The sequence below is a fragment of the Bacillus sp. 1A genome (assembly GCF_052682215.1).
The window spans coordinates 3,316,357-3,339,712 of record NZ_JBQYLZ010000001.1 but is presented as its reverse complement, the minus strand read 5'-3'; the positions used below and the strand labels follow the sequence as shown (position 1 = coordinate 3,339,712).

Annotated in this window: 23 protein-coding genes and 2 pseudogenes; 9 read left to right on the top strand and 16 right to left on the bottom strand. The window is 34.2% G+C overall.

Annotated elements, in window-relative coordinates; all coding sequences use genetic code 11:
• Positions 1-110 precede the first annotated feature (110 nt).
• The 3 genes from ACUN0F_RS17035 to ACUN0F_RS17025 form a co-directional block, all read right to left on the bottom strand.
• Positions 111-1,487: a sensor histidine kinase gene (locus ACUN0F_RS17035; protein WP_445539774.1), complete on the bottom strand. Its 1,377-nt coding sequence runs from the start codon at positions 1,485-1,487 to the stop codon at positions 111-113.
• A gap of 1 nt (position 1,488) precedes the next feature.
• Positions 1,489-2,166, bottom strand: a complete 678-nt coding sequence (locus tag ACUN0F_RS17030; protein ID WP_000781966.1) for a response regulator transcription factor — start codon at positions 2,164-2,166, stop codon at positions 1,489-1,491.
• 80 nt (positions 2,167-2,246) lie between these two features.
• Positions 2,247-2,912, bottom strand: a complete 666-nt coding sequence (locus tag ACUN0F_RS17025) for a YczE/YyaS/YitT family protein (RefSeq protein ID WP_215561726.1) — start codon at positions 2,910-2,912, stop codon at positions 2,247-2,249.
• Positions 2,913-3,026: 114 nt separating this feature from the next.
• Here ACUN0F_RS17025 and ACUN0F_RS17020 point away from each other — a divergent pair, with 114 nt between their 5' ends.
• The 3 genes from ACUN0F_RS17020 to ACUN0F_RS17010 are packed head-to-tail and all read left to right on the top strand — an operon-like array spanning position 3,027 to position 4,670.
• A complete protein-coding gene (locus ACUN0F_RS17020) occupies positions 3,027-3,479 on the top strand; it encodes a MarR family winged helix-turn-helix transcriptional regulator (protein WP_215561727.1) in 453 nt (150 codons plus the stop codon).
• 25 nt (positions 3,480-3,504) lie between these two features.
• Positions 3,505-4,023 carry a GNAT family N-acetyltransferase gene (locus ACUN0F_RS17015; RefSeq protein ID WP_137036289.1) on the top strand — a complete coding sequence of 173 codons (519 nt, stop codon included), beginning with the start codon at positions 3,505-3,507 and terminating at the stop codon, positions 4,021-4,023.
• 23 nt (positions 4,024-4,046) lie between these two features.
• Positions 4,047-4,670: an FMN-binding negative transcriptional regulator gene (locus ACUN0F_RS17010; RefSeq protein WP_445539773.1), complete on the top strand. Its 624-nt coding sequence runs from the start codon at positions 4,047-4,049 to the stop codon at positions 4,668-4,670.
• Positions 4,671-4,867: 197 nt separating this feature from the next.
• Here the strand turns inward: ACUN0F_RS17010 and ACUN0F_RS17005 are convergent, their stop codons facing one another.
• Both ACUN0F_RS17005 and ACUN0F_RS17000 read right to left on the bottom strand, forming a co-directional pair.
• The gene (locus tag ACUN0F_RS17005) at positions 4,868-5,707 is read right to left on the bottom strand and encodes a YitT family protein (RefSeq protein WP_000747486.1); all 840 of its coding nucleotides are present in this window, start codon (positions 5,705-5,707) and stop codon (positions 4,868-4,870) included.
• A 334-nt stretch (positions 5,708-6,041) separates the two neighbouring features.
• Positions 6,042-6,311, bottom strand: coding sequence for a 2TM domain-containing protein (locus ACUN0F_RS17000; RefSeq protein ID WP_215561729.1), 270 nt, complete (start codon positions 6,309-6,311; stop codon positions 6,042-6,044).
• Between the two features lie 269 nt (positions 6,312-6,580).
• Between ACUN0F_RS17000 and ACUN0F_RS16995 the strand changes: the two genes are divergently transcribed.
• On the top strand, positions 6,581-6,835 hold the full coding sequence (locus ACUN0F_RS16995; RefSeq protein WP_137053173.1) for a SunI/YnzG family protein: 255 nt from the start codon (positions 6,581-6,583) through the stop codon (positions 6,833-6,835).
• Between the two features lie 193 nt (positions 6,836-7,028).
• Here ACUN0F_RS16995 and ACUN0F_RS16990 read toward each other — a convergent pair whose 3' ends face one another.
• Entirely contained in the window at positions 7,029-7,670 is a 642-nt protein-coding gene (locus tag ACUN0F_RS16990) for a hypothetical protein (protein WP_445539772.1), read from the bottom strand.
• A 304-nt stretch (positions 7,671-7,974) separates the two neighbouring features.
• Between ACUN0F_RS16990 and ACUN0F_RS16985 the strand changes: the two are divergent.
• From ACUN0F_RS16985 to ACUN0F_RS16970, 4 genes and pseudogenes are all read left to right on the top strand, one after another.
• Positions 7,975-8,386, top strand: a pseudogene (locus ACUN0F_RS16985) (IS607 family transposase); the annotation flags it as partial.
• Complete coding sequence (locus tag ACUN0F_RS16980; protein ID WP_199713800.1) at positions 8,383-9,540, top strand: RNA-guided endonuclease InsQ/TnpB family protein; 1,158 nt, start codon at positions 8,383-8,385, stop codon at positions 9,538-9,540. The pseudogene ACUN0F_RS16985 and the gene ACUN0F_RS16980, both read left to right, overlap by 4 nt.
• 159 nt (positions 9,541-9,699) lie before the next feature.
• Positions 9,700-10,731 (top strand): S66 family peptidase, encoded by a 1,032-nt coding sequence (locus tag ACUN0F_RS16975; RefSeq protein ID WP_445539771.1) that lies wholly within the window; start codon positions 9,700-9,702, stop codon positions 10,729-10,731.
• A gap of 75 nt (positions 10,732-10,806) precedes the next feature.
• Complete coding sequence (locus tag ACUN0F_RS16970) at positions 10,807-11,202, top strand: DUF3224 domain-containing protein (protein WP_000454105.1); 396 nt, start codon at positions 10,807-10,809, stop codon at positions 11,200-11,202.
• 93 nt (positions 11,203-11,295) lie between these two features.
• Here ACUN0F_RS16970 and ACUN0F_RS16965 read toward each other — a convergent pair.
• The 7 genes and pseudogenes from ACUN0F_RS16965 to ACUN0F_RS16935 form a co-directional block, all read right to left on the bottom strand.
• Positions 11,296-11,429 (bottom strand): annotated as a pseudogene (locus ACUN0F_RS16965) (enoyl-CoA hydratase); the annotation flags it as partial.
• Between the two features lie 75 nt (positions 11,430-11,504).
• Positions 11,505-12,014, bottom strand: a complete 510-nt coding sequence (locus ACUN0F_RS16960; RefSeq protein WP_445539770.1) for a DUF4303 domain-containing protein — start codon at positions 12,012-12,014, stop codon at positions 11,505-11,507.
• A 144-nt stretch (positions 12,015-12,158) separates the two neighbouring features.
• Positions 12,159-13,406 (bottom strand): DUF1015 domain-containing protein, encoded by a 1,248-nt coding sequence (locus tag ACUN0F_RS16955; protein WP_445539769.1) that lies wholly within the window; start codon positions 13,404-13,406, stop codon positions 12,159-12,161.
• A gap of 13 nt (positions 13,407-13,419) precedes the next feature.
• Positions 13,420-14,592 carry a 3-phosphoglycerate dehydrogenase family protein gene (locus tag ACUN0F_RS16950; protein WP_445539768.1) on the bottom strand — a complete coding sequence of 391 codons (1,173 nt, stop codon included), beginning with the start codon at positions 14,590-14,592 and terminating at the stop codon, positions 13,420-13,422.
• A gap of 12 nt (positions 14,593-14,604) precedes the next feature.
• Positions 14,605-15,687, bottom strand: coding sequence for a 3-phosphoserine/phosphohydroxythreonine transaminase (gene serC / locus ACUN0F_RS16945; protein WP_445539767.1), 1,083 nt, complete (start codon positions 15,685-15,687; stop codon positions 14,605-14,607).
• Positions 15,688-15,897: 210 nt separating this feature from the next.
• Positions 15,898-16,089, bottom strand: a complete 192-nt coding sequence (locus tag ACUN0F_RS16940) for a DUF378 domain-containing protein (RefSeq protein ID WP_000670803.1) — start codon at positions 16,087-16,089, stop codon at positions 15,898-15,900.
• Positions 16,090-16,178: 89 nt separating this feature from the next.
• On the bottom strand, positions 16,179-17,246 hold the full coding sequence (locus tag ACUN0F_RS16935; RefSeq protein WP_097889850.1) for a glycoside hydrolase family 113: 1,068 nt from the start codon (positions 17,244-17,246) through the stop codon (positions 16,179-16,181).
• A 959-nt stretch (positions 17,247-18,205) separates the two neighbouring features.
• On the opposite strand from ACUN0F_RS16935, the gene ACUN0F_RS16930 reads away from it, so the two are divergent.
• Positions 18,206-19,519 carry a condensation protein gene (locus ACUN0F_RS16930; protein ID WP_088063990.1) on the top strand — a complete coding sequence of 438 codons (1,314 nt, stop codon included), beginning with the start codon at positions 18,206-18,208 and terminating at the stop codon, positions 19,517-19,519.
• 448 nt (positions 19,520-19,967) lie between these two features.
• On the opposite strand, the gene ACUN0F_RS16925 is transcribed toward ACUN0F_RS16930, so the two are convergent.
• The 3 genes from ACUN0F_RS16925 to sdaAB form a co-directional block, all read right to left on the bottom strand.
• A complete protein-coding gene (locus ACUN0F_RS16925; RefSeq protein WP_088063991.1) occupies positions 19,968-21,287 on the bottom strand; it encodes an aromatic amino acid transport family protein in 1,320 nt (439 codons plus the stop codon).
• A 305-nt stretch (positions 21,288-21,592) separates the two neighbouring features.
• The gene (gene sdaAA / locus ACUN0F_RS16920) at positions 21,593-22,471 is read right to left on the bottom strand and encodes an L-serine ammonia-lyase, iron-sulfur-dependent, subunit alpha (RefSeq protein WP_088609326.1); all 879 of its coding nucleotides are present in this window, start codon (positions 22,469-22,471) and stop codon (positions 21,593-21,595) included.
• Between the two features lie 22 nt (positions 22,472-22,493).
• Positions 22,494-23,192 (bottom strand): L-serine ammonia-lyase, iron-sulfur-dependent subunit beta, encoded by a 699-nt coding sequence (sdaAB, locus tag ACUN0F_RS16915; RefSeq protein WP_445539766.1) that lies wholly within the window; start codon positions 23,190-23,192, stop codon positions 22,494-22,496.
• Positions 23,193-23,356 lie beyond the last annotated feature (164 nt).

Below are 23,356 nucleotides of genomic sequence, written 5' to 3'. Positions count from 1 at the left end.
ACTCCACAAACTCGTCCGATTATGTAATGAAAATGACTCACATTTTTTTCACTTTACACGTATACTAGAAACCAAAAAAGAAGAGGCCCTTCCGAATCAGCCTCTTCCATCTATTTCGGAAGCTCCACCTGAACAGTAGTCCCTTCCCCTTTCGTACTATACACTGAAACGTTTCCGTTATGCAGTTCTACAATCTTTTGCACAATCGATAATCCTAAACCGCTACCTTCTACGTTTCTTGCCCTAGCTGTATCTACTTTGTAAAAACGATCAAATATACGATCCATCTCTTCTCTTTCCATACCGATTCCGTTGTCTGATATAGAGATCATCACACTTGATTCTAATTCTTCTACAACAAATTCAATCGTTCCACCATCGTTTGAAAACTTAATACTATTCGTGAAAACATTACTCCATACTTGATGAAGTAAGTTTTCATCACCTTGAATTGTAATGTCCGGCACATCAAACTCAACAGCGATATCTTTCTCACGCCATTTCCATTCGAGCATAAAAATGACGTCTTTAATTTGCTTCTGCAAACTAAACTCTTTTATTTGCAACACTTTCTCTTCTTTATCTAATGAAGCAAGCGTAAGTAACTGTTTACATAAACTAGACATTCGCTTACTTTCACCCTCAATAATTCGTAAGTAATGGTTTCTTTCTTCTTCACTCATCTTTTCTGTTTGCAACGTCTTCGAAAAACCTTGTATAGAAGAAAGCGGCGACTGGAATTCATGTGAAACGTTTGAAACGAATTCTTGTCTCATTTCATCTAATTCTTTTATACTTTTCGTCATCTTTTGAAAATTAGTTGCTAATGTACCAATTTCATCTTTTCGATTTTCATCTAATTCGATATCATATTCACCACTTGCAATCTTTTGAGTCGCTTTCGTAAATGTTCGAATGGGACGAACGATATAACCTGCTGCAATCGCTATAAAGACAATACTTAATAGTACGATAAACCCAAGTAATACCGCTAAGAAAATTCGCATCTCGCCAAATTGGTTCTGAATGTCAGGACGAATAAATAAAGCGTACTGTTTATCACCGTGTTGCACTGGTACACCGACACTATTTATTAATTCATTATCGAAAAAACCTGTAATAAAGAGACGTGTTGGATACGTAGAAACACCATTAAACGTTTCCCCTTGCAATACTTTATGAACCGTATCATCACTAATAGACGTCTTACGAAACGCATTACCGATACGTTTTCCATTCTTTTGATCATCGACAATATAAATTTCATACCCTAGCTTCGCAATAGAATGTAAATACGCCTCTTTGTTTTCTTCACTTTGCTTTTCATATAACGATTTAACTTCTTCCGCATACATTAAAATCTTTTCGCTATTGTACGGTTTTAACTTCACTTGATAGTACACATTTGTTAATAAAAAACCGATAATACTGCTCAGTAGCATGATCCCAACCGTCATAAAAACAAATCTAGAGTATAATGATTTCATTTTATTTCAACTCCAACTTATAACCGAGTCCGCGTACTGTCGTAATTTGAAAATCATCCGTTCGTTTTGAGAAACGATCTCGCAGCCTTTTCACATGAACGTCAACTGTTCGTTCATCTCCTTCAAAATCCATTCCCCATACTAATTCAATCAGTTCTTCTCTTGAAAATGTTCTCCCAGGATAACTAGCTAATTGTGATAATAATTCAAATTCCTTTAACGGAAGTAAAATCGTCTGGCCGTTACACTTCACCTCAACACCTTTACGATCAATTGTCGTCCCGTGAAGTGTGATAATGTCTGCACTTAGCATTTGATAACGGCGTAATAAAGCTTTCATACGGAAAATGACTTCAGCTGGTTCAAATGGTTTTACGATATAATCGTCCGTACCAGAAATGAATCCTTTTTCTTTATCGACTAACTGATCCTTTGCAGTTAATAAAATAACTGGTATATCATGATACTTCCGGATTTCTTCACATAACGTATAGCCGTCAACGAACGGCATCATAATGTCTACGATCGCAAGATGAATATTTTCCTTCTCTAATACTTCTTGCGCTACCTTTCCATCTTCGGCCTCAAAAACTTTAAACCCCTCTTTTTGTAAATGGTAATGCAATAATTCTCTAATATGCTTATCATCATCAGCTAATAAAATATGTATCATCTTCATTAAACCCTCTCTCGTTCATCCTTCTACATCACTACATTAAGAAACAATTGGATTTTTTGCAAGAAAAAGAAAAGGATTCCTTAGAAGATGCTTTTGTTATCATTGTGGTCAGCTGCTTTATTTTTCTTATAACTTGATGATCTACTCTGGTGTACGAATAAGTAATTTAATACTTTTTTAGTAAGTGACATAAAGGAATTCAGTAATAGCCCACCTAAACAAACGGTTAATATAGTTCCAATACCAATTGGTCCATGTAAAATCGTTGCCATTATTAAGAATATAAGGTAAATAAATGTTCGTGAAATAAAGATATTCGTTCTAATTAGTTCTTGTATGATTAAGGTTAATCGATCAATTGGAATGGGAGCAAAATTTGTTTGTAAATATATCGCAGTTCCTAATCCTGTAATAACTAGACCAATCCCAAAATAAATCATTTTACTGTACCATATTTCAGGTGTAATTAAATTGCGTAATAAAAATAGCCACACATCAATACCAATACCCGTTATGAATGCTGTTAATAACCCTAGTACCTCTGGTCTTTGTCTTTTTAATATCGAATTACAACATATTAATAATAAAGCTATTATTATTTCCCAGCTTCCCACAGTAAGCCCCATATTTAAAGAAAGTCCTACTAAAAGTGCATCAAAAGGTGAAGTGCCAAGATCTGATTGTATTGTGAAAGAAATACCCAGGGTTAATATTAAAATTCCTAATACATAAAAAACATACTTCATTTTAATCAACCTCTTCATCGTCATTTTTGTTGCATTTACTATAAAAATATTTTATATTAAATGTAACTTCAAATTATTGTATTTGCAATAAAAATAAAAGATAAGGAGTTCATTATGAAAGAAATTCTTCGTGAAATTGGCATGATTGCAAGGGCATTAGATTCTATTAGTAATATAGAATTTAAAGAATATGAGCTTACAAAAGGTCAGTATTTGTACCTTGTACGAATATGCGAAAACCCAGGAATCATTCAAGAAAAGCTATCTGAGATGATAAAAGTAGATCGTACAACAGCAGCCCGTGCTATCAAAAAGCTTGAAATCAATGGATTTATCGAAAAGAAAGAAGATGAATCTAACAAGAAAATCAAAAAACTTTTCCCAACAGAAAAAGGGGAAAATGTCTATCCTTTTATTAAAAGAGAAAATGATTATTCCAATACTGTTGCATTAGAGGGATTTTCCGAAACAGAAGCGGAAACTATTTCTAATCTTCTTCAAAGAGTAAGAAAAAATATAGAAAAAGATTGGGAATTTGTAAAAAAGGGAAATAAGAGAATTTATTGATTATATAAAGGAGCGAACTATTTAAATGACTACACATATAGAAAAGTGCATCCTTGAAGATATACAAAAACTTCAAGAAATTAGTTATGAAACATTTAATGAGACTTTTAAACATCAAAATTCACCCGAAAATATGAATCACTATTTGGAAAAGGCATTTAACTTAAAGCAATTAGAAAAAGAATTATCCAATATCTCTTCTCAATTCTTTTTTGTCTACTTTAACAATGAAATTGCTGGGTATCTGAAGATCAATACTGATGATGCTCAGTCTGAAGAAATGGGCGATGAATCACTTGAAGTGGAGAGAATTTATATAAAGGGCTCCTTTCAAAAACATGGTCTTGGTAAATATCTACTAAATAACGCTATTGAAATTGCAATAGCAAATAATAAAAAGAATATTTGGCTAGGCGTATGGGAAAAAAATGAAAATGCTATTGCTTTTTATAAGAAGTTAGGTTTTGTACAAGCTGGCTCTCACTCCTTTTATATGGGAGATGAAGAACAAATTGATCTTATAATGATTAAAACACTCATATAACTTTTTTTGAAAGGTGGGCTATTGTGTATATTCCAAAGTATTTTAAAGTCACAAATGTTGATGACATTTTGGATTTTGTTCAAAAAAACTCTTTTGGAACAATCGTCACAACAAAAAAAGAAAAACCAATCGCAACTCATTTGCCCTTTGGATTAACTAAAAAAGGTGATGACTATTTTATTACTGGACATATGGCTTATGGGAATCCTCAGTGGCGAACATTTGAAACTTGTGAAAATGTTCTTGTAATGTTTCAGGGACCGCACTCTTACATCTCTTCTTCTTGGTATGAACATGAAGAAGTTCCAACATGGAATTATCAAGCCGTCCATATATATGGTAAAGCAAGTATTTTAGATAAAGAGGAATTAATAGATGAATTAACAACAATGCTGAAAAAATATGAAAAGCATCGTGAAAGTCCAGTATTATGGGATAAACTTTCCCCTGCTCTCTTAGAAACTGAGCTGAAAGGTATAGTTGGATTTAAAATTAAAGTGGGAGACATCCAGGCTGCCTATAAATTAAGTCAAAATCGAAATGAGACGGATTATATTAACATTATTGATAAATTGTACGATGAAGGAAATCCAGATGCGAAACAAATGGCGGAACTCATGGGGAGTAGATTAAAAAGGCACATATAACCCATTGTTATTCAACTCTCACATTTCAAAATTAAAGAACAGACTGGAGCGTTCTATCGGCAGTTTTTCTTTAGAATGTAAAAGATTGAACTGAAAGTTAATGGCGTTTAATAAAAAAAGAATCTATTTTGAAAAAAGATTATTCAAAATAGATTCTTACGTTTTAGTATTAAGATTATTTTAATGAAAAGTAATTTCTATGCTTTAGAAATATCAACGAATCCTTCTCCAAATACGTCACGAACATCGTGTATAGCAATGAACGCAGCCGGATCCGTAGTTTGAACAATCCTTTTTAGCTTTACTACTTCTTGCTTATTAATAACAACATACAGAATTTCCTTCGGAGTTTTCGTGTAATAACCATGGCCTGAGTACACGGTAACCCCTCTGCCCATTAATGTAGTTACCTTCTCCGCAATTTCATTCGGGTTATCAGAAATAATCGTAATAGCCTTCTTCGGATTTAAACCTTCAATTACAAATTCCATCACTTTCGTTGCTACATATAACATAATAATTGTTATCATCAGTTTTTCTGCACCAATGATGAAATAAGATGAAAACGCAACAATTAAATCGAAGAACAGTAAACCATAGCTAATGCTCCATCCTAAATATTTATGCGTCATCCTTGCTAAGATGGTAGTACCTGCTGTCGTTCCACCAACGCGAATAATAAGACCAATTCCGCACCCAATAAATATTCCTCCGAAAATGGCATTTACAAGCATTTCATCCGAAGCAATCGTCCAACCTTCTGTTAAATGAAGAAATAGCGAGTTCGTAACTACAGCGATAATCGTATAAATTGTTGTAATCTTATTTAAAAATTTATAACCAGCTATTAACAAAATCGCATTTAAAATTAAGTTAACTAAGCCTGGTGACCATTCAAATAAATAATACGTAATAATCGTGATACCAGTTACTCCACCCTCACCAAACTCGTTCGGGATAACAAACAAATTGACACCTAACGCAAAAAGAAATGCACCAATAATAATAAAAATAATGTCTGTCGTTCTTTTTTTCATACAGTACCTCACTTCTTATGTAAATATTTATTCTGTCATAAACTCTCACCATTATATCGTGGAATATTCAAATCGAACAGTGGTTTATTTTTATTTTAATATAGGATGATAAAACAACTTTATCCTATATCCACATGTAATTTAAAAAGTAAAACAACTGTATTTATTATGTACTACAAGTAAAGTTTTGATTTCACATGCAGTTGATGCTAAAAAATGAATATAAACACTCGCACAAACTTCGAATACAAAGCAAATAGGCGAAGCTATAGAATAGACTTCGCATCAAACATTTGCTTCCAGGGATTTATATTCATACATTCCAGAAATAATTTTACTTATCTTTCTCCATATATTCTTTAATCTTTCGTTCTTCCCACTCTTTTCCGAATACCCCAAATGGAAAAGTTGTCAAACCGTGTATAACGATACCGATCCCCCAACCTGCAAGTGGATATAAAAACCATAATTTACTTGAATCCGAGCTTATATTTATAATAAAAAGCATTAAGTTCACTAGTATATAAACCGTTAAATGAATGTAAAATGCTTTTAAATTCTCCATTCTTTTTTTAGCTCGTAAATAAACCTCATCTTGCTCCACCCTTAAACACCTCTTTCAATATTTTTTTTAAACTCGCTCCGATCTAAACATCATATTCTAATCGAAAATCCCTTATTCTCAAAAATTCACAAAATAAAAAATTCTTCTTCATTGCAGAAAGATTGCAGGTGCCAGTGAATACCCTTTTTTGTTCGTAGTACGATACCTTTTAAAAAAATAAAAAATCAAATTTCATAATAGAAATAAAACCTTTAAATCTGTATAATAAAATTAACAGTGAAATTTTAATACAGAAAGGTTTTGGTAACATGCTAGGTATTGATGTCAAAAAAACAGATGAAGAATTAATTATTTCATGGCAACTAGCTAAGATTCAAATTCCATTAAGTGAAATTATTGAAGTTACAGAAGATGAAACCTATGCTGGTGTAGAAGAAGAAAACGTAATCCGAATTGGAACAGCATACGCTACAACAGATCGGATTTTAATCAAAACAGTAAAACAAAATTTTTTATTATTTACGACGAATAGAGTCGCAATTTTGAATAAAATCAATGCATAAGCAGTACGATAAAACATTTGTCTGAATAGTTTTATCTAATTCAACTGTATACCCGAATTTTTAAAATCATTATAGATACAATGATTTACTTTAATCCCGAATATAAAATAAACAAAAAGTACCCAGCAAATAATCATACATATGATCATTTGCTGAGTACTGCATGATACATTTGTTATTTACAGTAATCTAATTAAGACCAAATCCAAACATCATCATTATTTTCAACGTCGCTCTTTACATCATGAACTTTTTCAATATGATTCGTTGTGTTCCAGTTAATAGAACTTCCACCCCAGCCTACAAACTTCATATCAATTTTTACTTTCTCGCCCGTATGAAATACTTGTCCCTTCGTTAAGAAAACATCAATATTAACTTTCTTCCCGTTTAGTGATGGATACTCAACTACGACATATTTAGTAGAACTTTCTCCCTCCTCTTCCCTCGTTCCTACTTTTGATACTTCCCCAATCACATAATCAGGAGAACCATCTTTTTTCATATGCATACCTAATTTATTTGACGTATTTTCAACTGTATTTGCAATCATATATTCAGTAAAATTACGCATCATAGATCCAGTAGCTTTTACTTCATCTCCGACTTTCACGTTTGAAAGAGAATCTATATACACACTAACAGGTTCTTCATATTGCTTAGATTTTACGAAAATTACACCGTTATCTACTTCTACTACTCGCCCTTCTAACGTTGAGAAATCCGATTCAATAGAAGCTGCACTCGCTTTTGTTACTTCTAGTCCTGGTAAATTTGTTCCTGATAATGCTGCGATCCCTAAAGCACCTGCTAAAATTAATTTTTTCATACCCATTATGAAACATCTCCATTCATGATGATTTTATTTTTGATTGGATATGACCAACCTGTAACTATTATAGTTACAGGTTGTACGAAATAGCAACCATCTTTCTTATGCAATGTTGCATAAGAAAGATGGTTTTTAAATATATTCAACACAAATGTTAAATTCTTGCATCACAGCAGGTAAACGGATTGATGATGAAGAAAATAAATGTGATGCATCATATTTATCAATGCTACAGTTTGTATAATTGTAGTCCATTACATTATGTAAGAGAAAGAAACAGTAAACAAAAACATAGACAAAAGTAGGCAAAGTAGTTATTTACACAAGAGTATCAAATCCAGGTCAGAAAGATGATTTAGAAAATCAGGTTGAGTTTCGCAAATGCACGAGGGATGATTGTAGATAAAGTTATCAAAGATATTGGTAGCGGATTAAACTACAAAAGAAAACAGTGGAATAACCTGATTGACAGTTGTATGGAAAGAAATATTTCGACGATCATCATTGCACACAAAGATAGATTTGTACGTTTTGGATATGATTGGTTTGAAAAGTTTCTTCGTAAAATGGGAGTGGAAATTATGATTGTTAACAATGAAAAACTATCTCCTCAAGAAGAACTTGTTCAGGATTTAATATTTATCATTCATGTATTTAGCTGTAGAATATATGGGTTGAGAAAATACAAAAAGAAAATGTCGGAGGATGAAGACTTATGAAAAGAGCATATTTAATAGAAATCAAACCGACAACTGAACAAATTAGTAAAATCCGTCAAACTATTGGAGTGTGTCGATATGTATATAACCTGTATATCTCTAAAAATAAAGAGGTATATGAGTCGGAGGGGAAATTTCTTAGTGGCTATGACTTTTCCAAATGGCTAAACAACATTCATACAAAAGAGTGTGACCAGTGGATTAAAGAAGTGTCGAGCAAAGCGGTAAAACAAGCGATTATGAATGGAGATAAAGCTTTTAAGCGATTTTTTAAAGGTTTATCTAAGTTTCCACGATATAAAAAAAAGAAGAAGCAAGATGTGAAGTGCTACTTTCCGAAAAACAACAAAACAGATTGGACAGTAGAAAGACATAGAGTAAAAGTTCCTACAATTGGTTGGATAAGGTTAAAAGAGTATGGATATATTTCAAAAAATACAACTGTAAAAAGTGGTACAGTATATCAAAGAGCAGGAAGATACTATGTGTCTATACTCTGTGAAGTGAAAGAAGTAAAATCAAATGTAACTCTAAATGCAGTAGGTCTAGGAATTGATTTGGGAATTAAAGACTTTGCTGTACGTAGCGATGGAAAAACTCACAAAAATATAAATAAAACAGTACAAGTAAAAAAGATAGAAAAACGGTTAAAACGTGAACAACGCTCTTTATCACGCAAATTTGAAAATATAAGAAAGAGAGGTGAACAACCTGCTGTTAATAAGAGAGCGAATATAGATAAAAACATTCTTAGGGTGCAAAAACTACATGCTAGGCTAGCAAATATTCGATTAGCGTATGTAAAGTCTATTGTAAATGATGTGGTGAAAACCAAGCCAACGTTTATTACAGTAGAAGATTTGAATGTGAAAGGTATGATGAAGAACAAACATCTATCTAAAGCTGTAGCACAACAATGTTTTTATGCTTTTAAAACATTGTTATCAACGAAATGTAGGGAATATGGAATTGAACTACGGCAAGTGGACAGATTCTATCCATCTTCTAAAACATGTTCATGTTGCGGTCAAAAAAAGTCGGATTTAAAGCTGTCTGACCGAGTATATACATGTGATTGTGGAAATGTAATAGACAGAGATTTAAATGCATCTATCAACCTTTTACAAGCAAAAAAATATACAATACTAACGTAAATAGATTGTATATATGTACGGTGGGCTACATCGGAATTTACGCCTGTGGAGTGTCACAGCAAACTGTAGTAGCAAGTGATTAGCGAGGCAGGGCACGTAGAAGCAGGAATACTCTAAGAATATACATTTGTCTATATTGTTAGTAGCAGCGGAGTTAACATGTTAATAAAACCAAAGAGGTTACAAGCAGGAGATACCGTGGCGACAGTAAGTCCTTCATGGGGCGGTGCAGGTGATTCTGAAATAAGATGGCGATATGAGCAAGGAGTAAAAAGATTAGAGGAAATTTTTGGTCTTACGGTTATTCCAATGCCAAATAGTTTAAAAGGTAGCGAATTCATTTATAACAACCCACAAGCCCGTGCGGAAGATTTAATGACAGCATTTAAAGAGACGCGCGTGAAAGCAATTATTGCAAATATTGGCGGTGAAGATAGCATTCGCTTACTTCCTTATATAGATTTTAATGTAATACGTGAAAACCCGAAAATTTTTATGGGATACTCTGACGTTACTATTTCACATTTATTTTGCCATAAAGCAGGTCTTTCCTCTTTATACGGTCCAGCAATTTTGACCGATTTTGCCGAAAATATAGAGATGGATCCATATACAGTTGAAATGGTAAATCGGACTCTCTTTTCAAATGAGACAATTGGCGAGATTCAACCAGCTCATGAATGGACAAGTGAGCGTTTAGAATGGATAGAGGTAAATAAAGATACAAGGCGTACGATGCAACAAAACAATGGCTATGAACTACTTCAAGGCTCTACTACCGTACAAGGACGCTTAATTGGTGGTTGTATAGAAGTATTGGAATTTGCAAAAGGAACGGAGCTTTGGCCTGAGAAAAAATATTGGGAGAATCGTATCCTTTTCTTTGAAACTTCTGAAGACCATCCAGAACCAAGCTATATAAAGTATTGGTTACGAAATTATGCAGCACAAGGCATTCTGCAAAAAGCAAAGGGCATCATTTTTGGTAAACCAAAAGACGAAATGTATTATGAAGAATATAAACACGAAATACTGCAAGTAATGAAAGAACATAATTTAGAAGATTTGCCGATTCTTTATAATTTAAATTTTGGCCATACCGAGCCGAAGTTTATTTTACCTTACGGTGCGATGGCAGAAATTGATTGTGAAAATGTATCCTTTTCTATTTTAGAGAGTGGCGTGGAATAAATAAAAACACTCCTATGAGATATGACTGTGAATTGATACTTTTTAAAAGTATATAATTGGAGGGAGATTACGTTTATGGAAGTAACATTTACAGTAAGTAAATGGGATGAAAAACCAATCGATGATACTAGAAAAGATTTCCCTATTAATATTGCTCATGTTGAATATGATATTGATGGTGAATTAAAAGGAAAAGCTTTTGTTGAATACTTATTATATTATTTAGACTCAAATATAAATGATGGTCACTTGGCTACTGCTAAAATTTCTGGATTTTTACACTTTGAAGGAATTTATAAGGGGCAACAAGGGACATTTACAGCTATAGAGCAAGGAATATTCGATAAAGGAAATTTAGATTCCCCAGGAACAATTATTAAAGCTACCGGTAACTTAGAAAATCTGAGAGGATCCTATCATTATCAGTTTACAGGTCAAACTAGTAAACTGATTTTAGAGTTTGAATTTTAGCAAAATATCCTATAATTTAGTGGAAAGGACATTTCTTGTAATACTAGGAATGTCCTTTTTGTTGACGGGCTTATTCATTACTTTTCCTATCAATTAAAGAATAATCCCTGAAAAGCTCCCCTTCATAACTTCTTTTTCAAGTTGATTCACACATATAAACATCGCAATAATCTTTGTACGTTTTCTTCATCAGGTTCTAATTGTTCAATTATTACGTCACAAAGAATATTTACTATTAATTAGTGACTTTTGATCAAATGAAAACCGCCTCTTATAGAGTACAGTTTTACTTATATCCATTCTTATGCAAATTCTGAAGCATATTCTTCGTATACCTTTAATGTATTAAGCAATCGAGCTGATTCAATCATGATTTCGTTCGATGAATCAGTTACACAAATGACAATAAATCGATTATCATCTCTGCCTCCAAACAATCCTTCTGATTCAAGTTCCATTAACACATTTAACGTTTCTTTCAACAGTGTATTTACTCGTATATTAAAGTCATCTTCGACAATATCATGATATTTCTTAATAATTTTGTTCACTTCATCAAACATTCCGAAATCGTCCCATTCGCTCCACTCAATAGCGCCGTATCTATAATAATTGTATAAAGGGTCCGATTTATTAACTTTGATTAGTCTTTCTTTATTAGCCACTGGTCCAATGCTATTGACACAATCGTCTGTTAATATGGCGTACCCATATATTGTGTCGACACCGCACCTAGTTATAAGTTCGTTATAATGACAACGGATTGCATTTTTCAACTCAACATAAAAACTTTCTTGCAGTTGCATTTTCATCGTATTTCCTCCGTTTTTTGTAGCGACCTGTCGTTACATATTTCAATCTTAACATGAAAATCAACATGTAACGTTAACTGAGCCAAAATAAGAAAAACCGAAACTAAAAATCATTTCGGTTTTTCAATCTAAAGAAGTCTATATTTACTTTAAAGAATGTACAAACAACCCGCTGCGCAGTTTTGGTTCAAACCACGTTGATTTTGGCGGCATAACTTCTCCAGCGTCTGCGATTGATAATAAAGCTTCCATTGATGTCGGATATAATGAAAACGCTGCTTTATATTCACCGCTCTTTACAAGGCGTTCTAGTTCTTCTAATCCGCGGATTCCTCCGACAAAATCGATGCGTGAATCAGATCGCGGATCGTGTATTTCAAGTACTTGGCTTAATAAATGATCTTGCAGAATAGATACATCTAAACCTTTCACGAGATCATTCGCATCAAACGTTTCCTCTTTCACTGTTAGTTTATACCACTTCTCGTTTACGTACATACCAAATGTTTTCGGCTCATTTGGTTTATACGGAGACACAGCTGCTTCTTCTACATAAAAGTATTGCGTGATTTGTTTTAAAAACTGTTCTTCTGATAAGCCGTTTAAGTCTTTTACAACTCGGTTATAGTCCCAAATGGATAATTCATCGTGAGGGAATAAGACAGATAGGAAGAAATTAAACTCTTCTTCTCCAGTATAATTCGGATATTGTTCTCTTCGCATGAGCCCTACTTTTGCAGCTGATGCAGAGCGGTGATGTCCATCTGCAATGTAAAGACTAGGAATATCTTCAAATGCGTTTACTAAATTTGCAATTACTTCTTCATCAGCTATTTTCCACGCAACATGCCTAACGCCATCTTCTGCTGTAAATGTAAAGATTGGCGCATGTTCTTCTTTCCAGCTTGCAATGAAACGTTTCACTTCTTCTTTTGTACGATACGTTAAAAAGATTGGCCCCGTATTTGCGTCACACACATCTACGTGGCGAATACGATCAAGTTCTTTTTCATGACGCGTTCTTTCATGTTTTTTAATTGTATCATCTTCATACTCGTCAATCGATGTACAAACGACAAGGCCTGACTGCGTTCTTCCTTGCATCGTCAGTTCATAAATGTAAAGCGCTGGCTCCTCATCTTGAACGAACACTTCTTCTTGTATAAATTGCTTTAAATTTTCACCCGCTTTTTCATATACGCGATCATCGTACGGTGAAAGTGCCGGGTCTAAATCAATTTCTGCTTTATCAACGTGTAAGAAAGAATATGGATTCCCTTTTACAACTTCTCTTGCCTCTTCACTATTTAATACGTCATACGGTAAAGCTGCTACTTGTGCTGCTTTTCCTTCTACTGGACGAATAGCACGAAACGGTCGGATTTTTGCCAAGTTTCTCTCTCCTTTACACAATCATTCGAACAGCTACAACACCTGTGATTTTGCTTATATTTTCCACAATATTCTCTTTTATTATATCATCAATTCCGTTATCAATATCAATCATTGTGTACGCCCAAGAATGTTTACTACGATTAATCATATCCGCAATATTAATATGATGTTCTGCTAAGCATCCTGTAATTTGTCCTACCATGTTCGGAACGTTTTGATGCATGATTGTAATACGTTTCTTTCCTATATAAGGGAGTTCGACGTTTGGATAGTTTACTGAATTACGAATATTTCCTGTCTCTAAATATTCACGTAATTGGCGCGCTGCCATGATTGCACAATTTTCTTCTGATTCAGATGTAGATGCACCAAGGTGAGGAGTCGCAGTTACATTTTTCATCTTTATCACATTCTCATTCGGGAAGTCCGTTACGTAATGCGCAATAACCTCTTCTTCTAACGCTGTTTGAAGAACCTTTTCATCTACAAGTTCTCCTCTAGAGAAATTGAATAAACGCATTCCTTTTTTCATCTTCTCTACAGCATGTTCCCCAATAATTCCCTTCGTTTGATTCGTAAGAGGAATATGAAGTGTAATATAATCACATGTTGCGAAAATTTCATCTAAACTAAATGCTCTTTGTACATGTGTAGAAAGGCGCCATGCTGTTTCAACTGAAATGTAAGGATCATATCCGACAACGTCCATCCCTAAAGCTAACGCATCGTTCGCAACTAAAGCACCGATTGCGCCGAGGCCAATTACACCTAGACGTTTCCCTGCAATTTCTGATCCAACGAATTGTTTTTTTCCTGATTCAACAAGCTGCGGTACTTCTTCACCCTCTAAATTTTTCGTCCAGCTTACACCGTTAATAATGTTACGTGAAGACATAATCAGGCTGGCGATAATAAGTTCCTTTACTGCATTGGCATTCGCTCCTGGTGTATTAAATACTACAATCCCATTTTCTGTACATCGCTCGACAGGAATATTATTTACACCAGCACCAGCTCTTGCAATCGCCTTTAAGTCTTTTGAAAATTCTTCTTGATGTAAAGAATAGCTGCGAAGTAAAATACCGTCTGGGTGATCCATTCTATCCCCTACCTCATAACGCTCTCCGTCAAAAACTTGCAAACCCTTTTCCGCAATTTGATTTAACGTTTGAACACGAAACATATCCCCATCTCCCTATCTATTCTCAAGCTCAAATTCCTTCATATAATTTACTAATTGCTGTACACCGTGCACTGGCATCGCATTGTAAATACTAGCACGCATACCACCGACTGAGCGATGTCCTTTTAGCGTAACGAGACCGCGTTCTTTCGCTTTTTGTAAAAACTGATTGTTCAGCTCTTCTGATGGTGTTGTAAACGGAATGTTCATAAGTGATCGATACGTAGGATCAACTGGTGAAGTAAACAATTTTGATTCATCTAAGAAATTATAAAGAAGTGAAGATTTCATTCTATTCTGTTCTTCAATCGCAGATACGCCGCCTTGCTCTTTTAGCCACTCTAGTACAAGTTTCGTTACGTAAATACTAAAGGATGGTGGTGTATTATATAAGGAGTTATTTTTGCTGTAAGTTTCATAGTTTAACATCGTAGGACAAGAGCGATCTGCTCCCCCAATTAAATCTCTTTTTATAATTGCAATCGTTAAGCCCGCTGGCCCTAAATTCTTTTGCGCTCCCGCATATATAAGGCCGAACTTCGTAACATCATATTGTTCTGATAAAATATTTGAGGACATATCCGCAACGAGCGGTACTCTATCTAAACGTGGAACGTCCACATATTTCGTCCCCTCAATTGTATTATTCGTTGTAATATGTACATAATCTAGTTTTTCATCATTTGGTAAACCATCCAGTTTAGGAATTGTAGTAAACTTCTCTTTTTCAGAAGAAGCAAGCACTTGTACTTCCCCTATTTTTTCAGCTTCTTGCATCGCCTTTTTAGACCATGAGCCAGTTAATACGTACCCTGCTTTTTTGTACGTATTCATTACATTTAACGGTATCATAGAGAATTGTAATGACGCACCGCCTTGTAAAAACAGTACTTCATACTCATCAGGAATGTTCATTAATTCACGAATTAGGCTACTTGCTTCATCTATAATACTTTGAAAATAAGAAGATCGATGACTCATTTCCATAATAGACATGCCTGTCCCGTTATAATTTACAAGCTCCTTTTGCACTTTCTCTAAAACTGGCAAAGGGAGTATTGATGGTCCAGCTGAAAAATTATATACTCTCTCCATCACCCTGATAACCTCCCTATTTCTTATTTTTATTAATTTTTAAACTTTCTGAATTATAACCTAAAATATAATACGTGGTCAATTTGTTTTCTATTATTACGGCGTAAGACGCAATGGAATCGCTTGCATGTGCAAACTACTTTTTATAAACATACAAAAAAGTGTTAAGTACATAATCGTACTTAACACTCTAGTAATAAAGTATAATTGCTAATTGTCCGTGAAGAACCGATCAAAAATTTGATAAATAGCAGAAAGACCAATGAGCCAATAAATAGTGTCCACAAGCGCCGGCATAGAACCAAACCATTTCTCAACTACATTGTAATCTAACGCTACAAACAACCAATTCAAACCGCCAAGAATCACCAAAATTACTGTAAGGTAAGACAAAAATTTCATTATGATTGCCCCCTAGGTGATAAGATGGTGAAAGGCCTTTCACTAGAAATATATGTGGTAAAATTCAAAACTTACCTATTTAATAAAAATTATTTTCGGTACCAGCCGTTAATAACTGCCTCTGCTTCTTTACTATGTATTTGATACGCATGCGTACTATTATGAGAGCCAATAAACCAAATTGAAAAACCTTTAAAATACGGTTTCGTTTCTAATATATCTCGGTAAGCACGCCATCCGTTTAATTGTACGTCCTTTGAAAACACATTAGATACATCTGGATTCCACGGATTTTGTAGTCCAAGTTCACGTGCTGGAACGTTAAATCCACCAAAATAAACCGGTTTTCCTGTTGCATTATGTAATTGTTCTAACTGCTGCACAACATTTTGCCCACGATTATATACTGTTGTGGCAAATAAACTTTGCTTCACTTCTTCGTATGATGGATTTCTTTTTCCTGAAACTTCAAACCAACTATCAATACTAACAATATCCACCTTTTTTAAATATGGACGATTTATTTTTTCTATAAACTTCGCTTCATAAGATGGATCAAAGCTTGCTGTTAACCACCAATTCATTTGATACAAAACATTTCCTTTATATTGCTGACGGACGAAATCAATCGTATCGCTCCAATATCCTTCTGCATATTCCATATTCACGAAATTAGAGGCAATCTTGAGCCCGTACACATTGTATTTACTTGTAATCGAATTAAAAATATCTTGTAGAATAACCGTTTTCCAATTCCAGAAGAAATCATTAATATTACTCGGATTCCATTCCGTTTCCCCAACATTTCCTTGCTGAATATATGGGAACGGTTCCACAATAACTTGAATATTACGCTTTAATAATTCTTGAATTAAAAGAATAGCCTGTTGCTTTTGCGCTTGATTAATTACCATGTTCGTAGAAGTCACATTCGGAATATCTACCTGAATCGGTACATTTACTGTATTTAAATTTAAGCGCTCTACATCAGCTAACACTTTCGCCACATTTCCAACTTCCCATACCGTTACATTTCCTGATTTGATTTTTCCAGATTGAACAGTATTTACATCAGCCTGTACATTTCCTTGAAAACAAAAAGAAAACAACATAATAAACACTCCTAAAAAACTTATTAAACTCTTATTTTTCTTCACAACTTTCCCCCTATAATTTTTGGCATTCTTGCTTATTCTATACAATGTTTCACATATATTCCACAAGAATATTTAGTGAAATTTCATCAATAAAAATGCTATTCACCCTTTATCCATATCTTATTCATACTAACCTCCTAAAAATAGTAAGATAAATAAAAAAGGAGCGTATTTCCGCTCCTTTTTTATCTTTTTAAAATTGAAGTTATTGGATTTTTTCTGATAACCTAACCACATCTAATTTTTTATATAAATAAATTTTTATCTATATTCGCTTTTTGTTTGTATTACTTTTATATTTACTTCATTAGATTGTTTAATATCATCTTTAAATTCTTGTTTGACTTTTTCTATATCAGCTGCAGTACCACTTCGACTGGTTGTCCTGGACCCTGCACATAACGTTTTACTCCTATAAAAATAGCAATAACCACCACATAACTTATAATTTTTTTTACTAGAATACTCCTTTAATTAATGATTTATATCTGGATTATAGATGTGATTTTTTCATAAGTTAATGACTTCTATCTAACTATCTAACTTCTAATCTTACAATATTGTAAGATTAGAAGTTACAACGTGTATATTTTATGTTAGAAGACCCCCTCCTTAATTTGTTTGATGTTGGGATAGCGTTAGTAAATAGATGGGAGATACTGTCGAAAAAAGATAAAAATGACTCGATTATTTTTCGTTTGATTATATATAAACATTTATGTAAAATGTTTATATATAATCAAACGAAAATACGATTTATCTACTTTTTATGCAAAAACCAAACAAAATTGATGAATATTATTAATACCAATAACAACATGAACCAATACAGAAATCATACTTTCATAAGTGAAATACTAAAAAAGTGAAAATAAAATAATATGGATCCTTTAAAAAAGTTACAACCCTATGAAAAACAAGATTGTAACCAAAAATAGCTTGAAAAGAGGGAGAAAATTATGGAACAAAGGAAATATTCAGTAACACCTCAAGATCGAATGAATTATATACTTGGTCTTTATTCCGCAAATCAACAAATTAATGCCGTTCTTTATTTTCCTATAGGTATATCAAAAAAAGTACTTGAACAATCAGTAAGAATAACGTTACAATTACAGCCCGTTTTAAACAGCCGTTTTGTAGAAAGTGATATGCCTTACTGGGAGGAACATTCATCTAGTACTAACTCACCAATTTGTTTTTTTGCAGAAGGAGATGATCAAAATCTTGAAGTGATGGCAATAGATTTTATAAAGGAATCTGGAGATCCTATTCAAGGGCCTATGGTTCAGACAAAATTATTACGAGGCACTTCAACAAATATATTAGTTGTTAAATTATCTCATCTTTGTTCAGATGGTGCTGGAGTCAAGGAATATATTAATTTGCTGGGAGCAATTTATACTCACCTTTCTCTGGGACAGTCTAAGGATGAAATTATAAAGAGATTTAATGCAAAAAATGAGGGTTTTCGCGATCAATCACCTGTATTCAAATATACTGGAATAACAGACATAAAAAGTGCGTATCGTCCCAGCCAAGAACAACAAGCAGCATTATGGTCTTTTCCATCTCAACCTAACAAAAATACTTATCCAAAAATGGCCGTGCGACGGTTAAGCCGTGAGCAAACTCTACGTTTAACCCTATGGACAAAGGCACAACAAGCTACCTTAAATGATGCAATCCTGACTGCATACTTCCGCTCTTTATCACATTTCGCTGTGTATGCAGAACCTCGTACCGCAGAAAAAATGGTTGGTTTAACAATTGATTTACGCCGATATCTCCCTAATCATACAACTGGTTCAATTTGCAACTTATCCGGGATGGAAATGCCAGTGATTAAAATGGAAAATGATGACTCATTTAATCAAACTCTAGTTCGAGTCAAAGAATCAATGGATACAATAAAATCTCAAAATCCAGGTCTTTCTTCAGCCGCAGGAATGGAGTTACTGGCAAGTAAAAAGCTATCTGAAGTTAAGGAAATGTATAAACAGCAATATGAATGGGCTTTACAAATGGGAATGGCTTTACCGTTACTTACTAATTTCGGATCGATAGCTGATGAACCTATTAAGTTTGGTGAAGTTCAAGCTCAGGACGGGTATATAACATCACCAATTATGTATGCACCATTCTTTACAATGGGGGCAAGCTCTTATAATGGGAGACTTACATTTACAATTGGTTATCATTCGCCAGATACTACAAAAGAAAAGGTAGAGCAATTTTTAGAAAGTGTGGTCAATGAACTATCAAAATTGTAACGGGAGTATCACCCTAAGCTCAATAAGTTAAGTTTATAAATCTAGCCAAGAAGATTCCTTCCTCAAGGAACGCGAAGTGAGTATGTGAGAGATGAACTGGCTTCGGACATAGGATATAAGGAAGCCAGTTTAGTTGTTCGCCATACATGGGGTACCGGCCCATTCCCATTAACCTAAGAAAACAGATGTGAGATACTTTAAAATATTAGCTTGATGCACATGGTTAGGCGCCCTCAAATGCTTGGATTAAAATCATTACAAACAGCTTAAAAAAAATGCTGCAATAGAAGTTATACATATAATCAAAAAAGGACAAACTATCCAAGGTGAATAGTTTGTCCAAAACCATAAACTCTATGGTTTAACAATATATAATTCAGTTCCGCTAAAAGTCTTTTATTCTCTTTTCATATCCTACTATTTTTGCATCCGAACGAACAATAGAGAATTAGAATAATGACTTAATACTTGCTAGAACAGTAAGTATTCCTATAACAATTACAAATACATTACTCATTTTCCCTTTGTATTTAGCCAGTACTGGTACTTTATTGATTGCATACATCGGTAATAGACATAAGATAGCAGCAACTAACGGACCGCTAAGGGCATCAATGATTCCAAGAATACTTGGATTTGTATAAGCAACATACCAGCATGTTAATACGACAAAAGTAAGAATCATTGTCTTAACTGTTTTCTCTCCTAAATCTTTCCCACGTTTTTTACCGGACTTAATAATCATGTCACGCATTACCTCATACGCTCCTATATAATGGCCAAGGAAAGACTTTGTAATAGCCACAAACGCAATGATAGGAGCCGCAATAGTAATTACTGGCGAATTAAGCTCATTAGCAAGATATGATAGGATTGACAAGTTCTGTTCTTTTGCCACCTTAAGATCATCTGGAGTCAAACTTAAAGTACTGCTCCAAACAAAGAACATAACAACAACGAATGTCATGATATAACAAACTTTTTGTATTTGAGCACACTTGGCATCAGTAGCATCTATTCCATACGTAGCTCTCTGTTTCATAACGAATGACGAAATCATAGGAGAATGATTAAACGAGAATACGATGATTGGTAGTATCATCCATATTGTTCCAAAATATCCTGTTCCAGTTGAAGCAGTAGAAACACTTGAAAAACTTAGCATTGACGTATTCCACTGTGGAATTAAAGATATTGCGATAAAAAGTAGAGAAACAATGAAAGGATATACTAGCATGCTCATTATCTTTACAGTAATATCTTGACCAAAATTTAGTATAGTGATAAGACCGAGTACTAATACAAGCGATAAAATGGCCCTTGGAGGCTCCGGCATGTGCAATTGATGCACAATAAAACTACTTGCAGTATTTGTAAGTGCAACCGAATACATCAGCACGATCGTATAAATTGAAACGAAATATACAATGTTAAAAATGATACTTGCCTTATTTCCGAAATACTCTCTTATTGTACCTGTAATCCCCTCATCGGCAGAATTAGAAGCATATATCATTTTAGCAAGTGCCCTATGTGAGTAATACATAACAGGATATGCAAGTATGGTAATTAACAGCAATGATAATAAACCACCTGAACCTGCATTAATAGGTAAGAAGAGTACTCCTGCTCCAATTGCTGTTCCAAATAGACTCAATGCCCAGGTAGTATCCTGTTTATGCCACTTTTTAGGGTCTAGATATTTCTCATTTTTTACTGCAGTATTATCAACTTGAAATTCTATGTTTTTTGCAGTATTCCCATTCATATAATAATTCCTCCTAGTTTTCTATTCTTACTTCTCTATTTAAGGCATCGGAATATAGACCGTTCTTGAAAAATGAATTGCTTACAAAGTGCGCCACATCGTATATCCTTCTTCTAAGTTAATCAAAATCAAAAAATTGGCGAAGCATCAACCTGACGGGGTTGTTACAAATTACAAAATATCCCAATTATATAGTGGTATATTTTATTAGTAATTCCCCCAATATACAGACATCCTTAGGCGAACAATAGAGAATAGATTGTTAACTTTTTCACAATATATCCGGTAATTGTTCATTGATTTGATTATTTCTCTCCAAAGATTTTATTTTTAATGGCAATCCCTGTAGGTGTAGCTGCAATTCCACCTAAACCTGTCTCTCTTAATTCGCGAGGCATCTGTCTTCCAACTCTATACATCGCTTCAATAACTTCGTCAGCATTGATGATATTGTTTACGCCGGCTAATGCGATGTCCGCTGCTGCTAAAGCATTTGCCGTTCCAATGGCGTTTCTCTTTACACAAGGAATTTCTACTAAACCAGCGACCGGATCACAAACTAAACCGAGTAAATTTTGTAATGCAATCGAAAAAGCTACAGAAGATTGATGTGGCGTTCCACCTGCAGCTTCAACCGCAGCTGCAGCCGCCATCGCTGAGGCACTGCCTACTTCAGCTTGACATCCTCCGTACGCTCCTGAAATACAAGCGTTGTTTGCGACTATCGTTCCAAATAACGCTGAAGTAAATAGAAAATGAATCATATCTTCATGACTTAACTGCAATGTATCTTTAATACTAAAAAGGACTCCCGGAATCGTCCCACTCGCACCTGCTGTTGGAGTTGCACAAATAGCTCCTAATGCAGCATTTACTTCATTAACACCGATAGCACTTTGAATCCCTAACACCATCAAATCTCCAGAAAGGGTTTTCCTATTTTCTCGATAGTTTTTAATTTTAACAGCATCACCTCCGGTTAAACCAGTTGGAGAAAATACACCGTCGCCCTCGATACTTTTATTTATAGCATTTTGCATAGTCGCTAAATTTCGTTCCATTTTACTCCAAACTTCTTCATAAGTAGATTTAGTTTGTTCAATTTCCTGTTCAATTGCTAATTCATAAATTGTCTTTTGGCTTTTATTAGCTGCATCCACAATTTCTTTTATGGCCATATACATATTTTTTCACTCCTTAATGTAACTAAAGAATAATGAGCTTAGCTATATTGCTTAAATTTCCTAATTCCTCCTGGACATTACCAGGCAATAGCGTATCCAAAGCGAATGCATATAAATATTTCCTGTTTTCTTCTAAACTATGAAAGTTGTTTATTTCCACATCATATTGTTTAAAGATCCTGCGTAAGACAAATTCAAAGTCAGCTCTTTCAGAAATCGCAATAATAACTGGCAATGGCCCCTGCAGATCTAAACTAAATCCGTCAATTTCAACATGTTTGATTTCAATTAATCCACCGCCAACCGAAATCCCCATCGTTCTAATACTTCGATTTTCATCCTCTACATATACATCTGCCGTATTTGGATGGCCAGCAGGACTATCACCTGCTTCTTCAATAAAGGTAATTTCAATTCCTTTAGATTCTGCTATTTCAATAGCATCTGGCACTTTGCTGTCATCGGCAGCAAATCCTAATATCCCAGCAATAATTGCAAAATCAGTTCCGTGACCTTTATGGGTTTCAGCAAATGATTCATAATACCTTACCACGACTTTTTTTGGAAGACCTTGAAATAATTTATTGGCTACCGTTCCAATAGCCAAAGCACCTGCAGTATGTGAACTTGAAGGACCTATCATTATGGGCCCAATCACATCAAAACAACTTTTGTATTTAACAACCTTTTTTTCCTTGATAGATGCTACATTCATGTTCATATAAGCACCCCCATAATTTATTATTTTTAATTGCAGTTGAATCTACGTTATTAAAATGACTGATTCAAAACGAGACCTTATTGAATGCGCTTTCATTATCGTGTCAAATACACTTTTCCTTTTGATCACATACCTTTCTTAGAGTAATCATGTCAGTATGTCCA

Excerpts from the sequence above, each read along its gene's own strand:
- ACUN0F_RS17035 (WP_445539774.1), bottom strand. The coding sequence starts at position 1,487 with ATGAAATCATTATACTCTAGATTTGTTTTTATGACGGTTGGGATCATG.
- ACUN0F_RS17030 (WP_000781966.1), bottom strand. The coding sequence starts at position 2,166 with ATGAAGATGATACATATTTTATTAGCTGATGATGATAAGCATATTAGA.
- ACUN0F_RS17025 (WP_215561726.1), bottom strand. The coding sequence starts at position 2,912 with ATGAAGTATGTTTTTTATGTATTAGGAATTTTAATATTAACCCTGGGT.
- ACUN0F_RS17020 (WP_215561727.1), top strand. The coding sequence starts at position 3,027 with ATGAAAGAAATTCTTCGTGAAATTGGCATGATTGCAAGGGCATTAGAT.
- ACUN0F_RS17015 (WP_137036289.1), top strand. The coding sequence starts at position 3,505 with ATGACTACACATATAGAAAAGTGCATCCTTGAAGATATACAAAAACTT.
- ACUN0F_RS17005 (WP_000747486.1), bottom strand. The coding sequence starts at position 5,707 with ATGAAAAAAAGAACGACAGACATTATTTTTATTATTATTGGTGCATTT.
- ACUN0F_RS16995 (WP_137053173.1), top strand. The coding sequence starts at position 6,581 with ATGCTAGGTATTGATGTCAAAAAAACAGATGAAGAATTAATTATTTCA.
- ACUN0F_RS16990 (WP_445539772.1), bottom strand. The coding sequence starts at position 7,670 with ATGGGTATGAAAAAATTAATTTTAGCAGGTGCTTTAGGGATCGCAGCA.
- ACUN0F_RS16980 (WP_199713800.1), top strand. The coding sequence starts at position 8,383 with ATGAAAAGAGCATATTTAATAGAAATCAAACCGACAACTGAACAAATT.
- ACUN0F_RS16975 (WP_445539771.1), top strand. The coding sequence starts at position 9,700 with ATGTTAATAAAACCAAAGAGGTTACAAGCAGGAGATACCGTGGCGACA.
- ACUN0F_RS16970 (WP_000454105.1), top strand. The coding sequence starts at position 10,807 with ATGGAAGTAACATTTACAGTAAGTAAATGGGATGAAAAACCAATCGAT.
- ACUN0F_RS16960 (WP_445539770.1), bottom strand. The coding sequence starts at position 12,014 with ATGAAAATGCAACTGCAAGAAAGTTTTTATGTTGAGTTGAAAAATGCA.
- ACUN0F_RS16950 (WP_445539768.1), bottom strand. The coding sequence starts at position 14,592 with ATGTTTCGTGTTCAAACGTTAAATCAAATTGCGGAAAAGGGTTTGCAA.
- serC (WP_445539767.1), bottom strand. The coding sequence starts at position 15,687 with ATGGAGAGAGTATATAATTTTTCAGCTGGACCATCAATACTCCCTTTG.
- ACUN0F_RS16940 (WP_000670803.1), bottom strand. The coding sequence starts at position 16,089 with ATGAAATTTTTGTCTTACCTTACAGTAATTTTGGTGATTCTTGGCGGT.
- ACUN0F_RS16930 (WP_088063990.1), top strand. The coding sequence starts at position 18,206 with ATGGAACAAAGGAAATATTCAGTAACACCTCAAGATCGAATGAATTAT.
- ACUN0F_RS16925 (WP_088063991.1), bottom strand. The coding sequence starts at position 21,287 with ATGAATGGGAATACTGCAAAAAACATAGAATTTCAAGTTGATAATACT.
- sdaAA (WP_088609326.1), bottom strand. The coding sequence starts at position 22,471 with ATGTATATGGCCATAAAAGAAATTGTGGATGCAGCTAATAAAAGCCAA.
- sdaAB (WP_445539766.1), bottom strand. The coding sequence starts at position 23,192 with ATGAACATGAATGTAGCATCTATCAAGGAAAAAAAGGTTGTTAAATAC.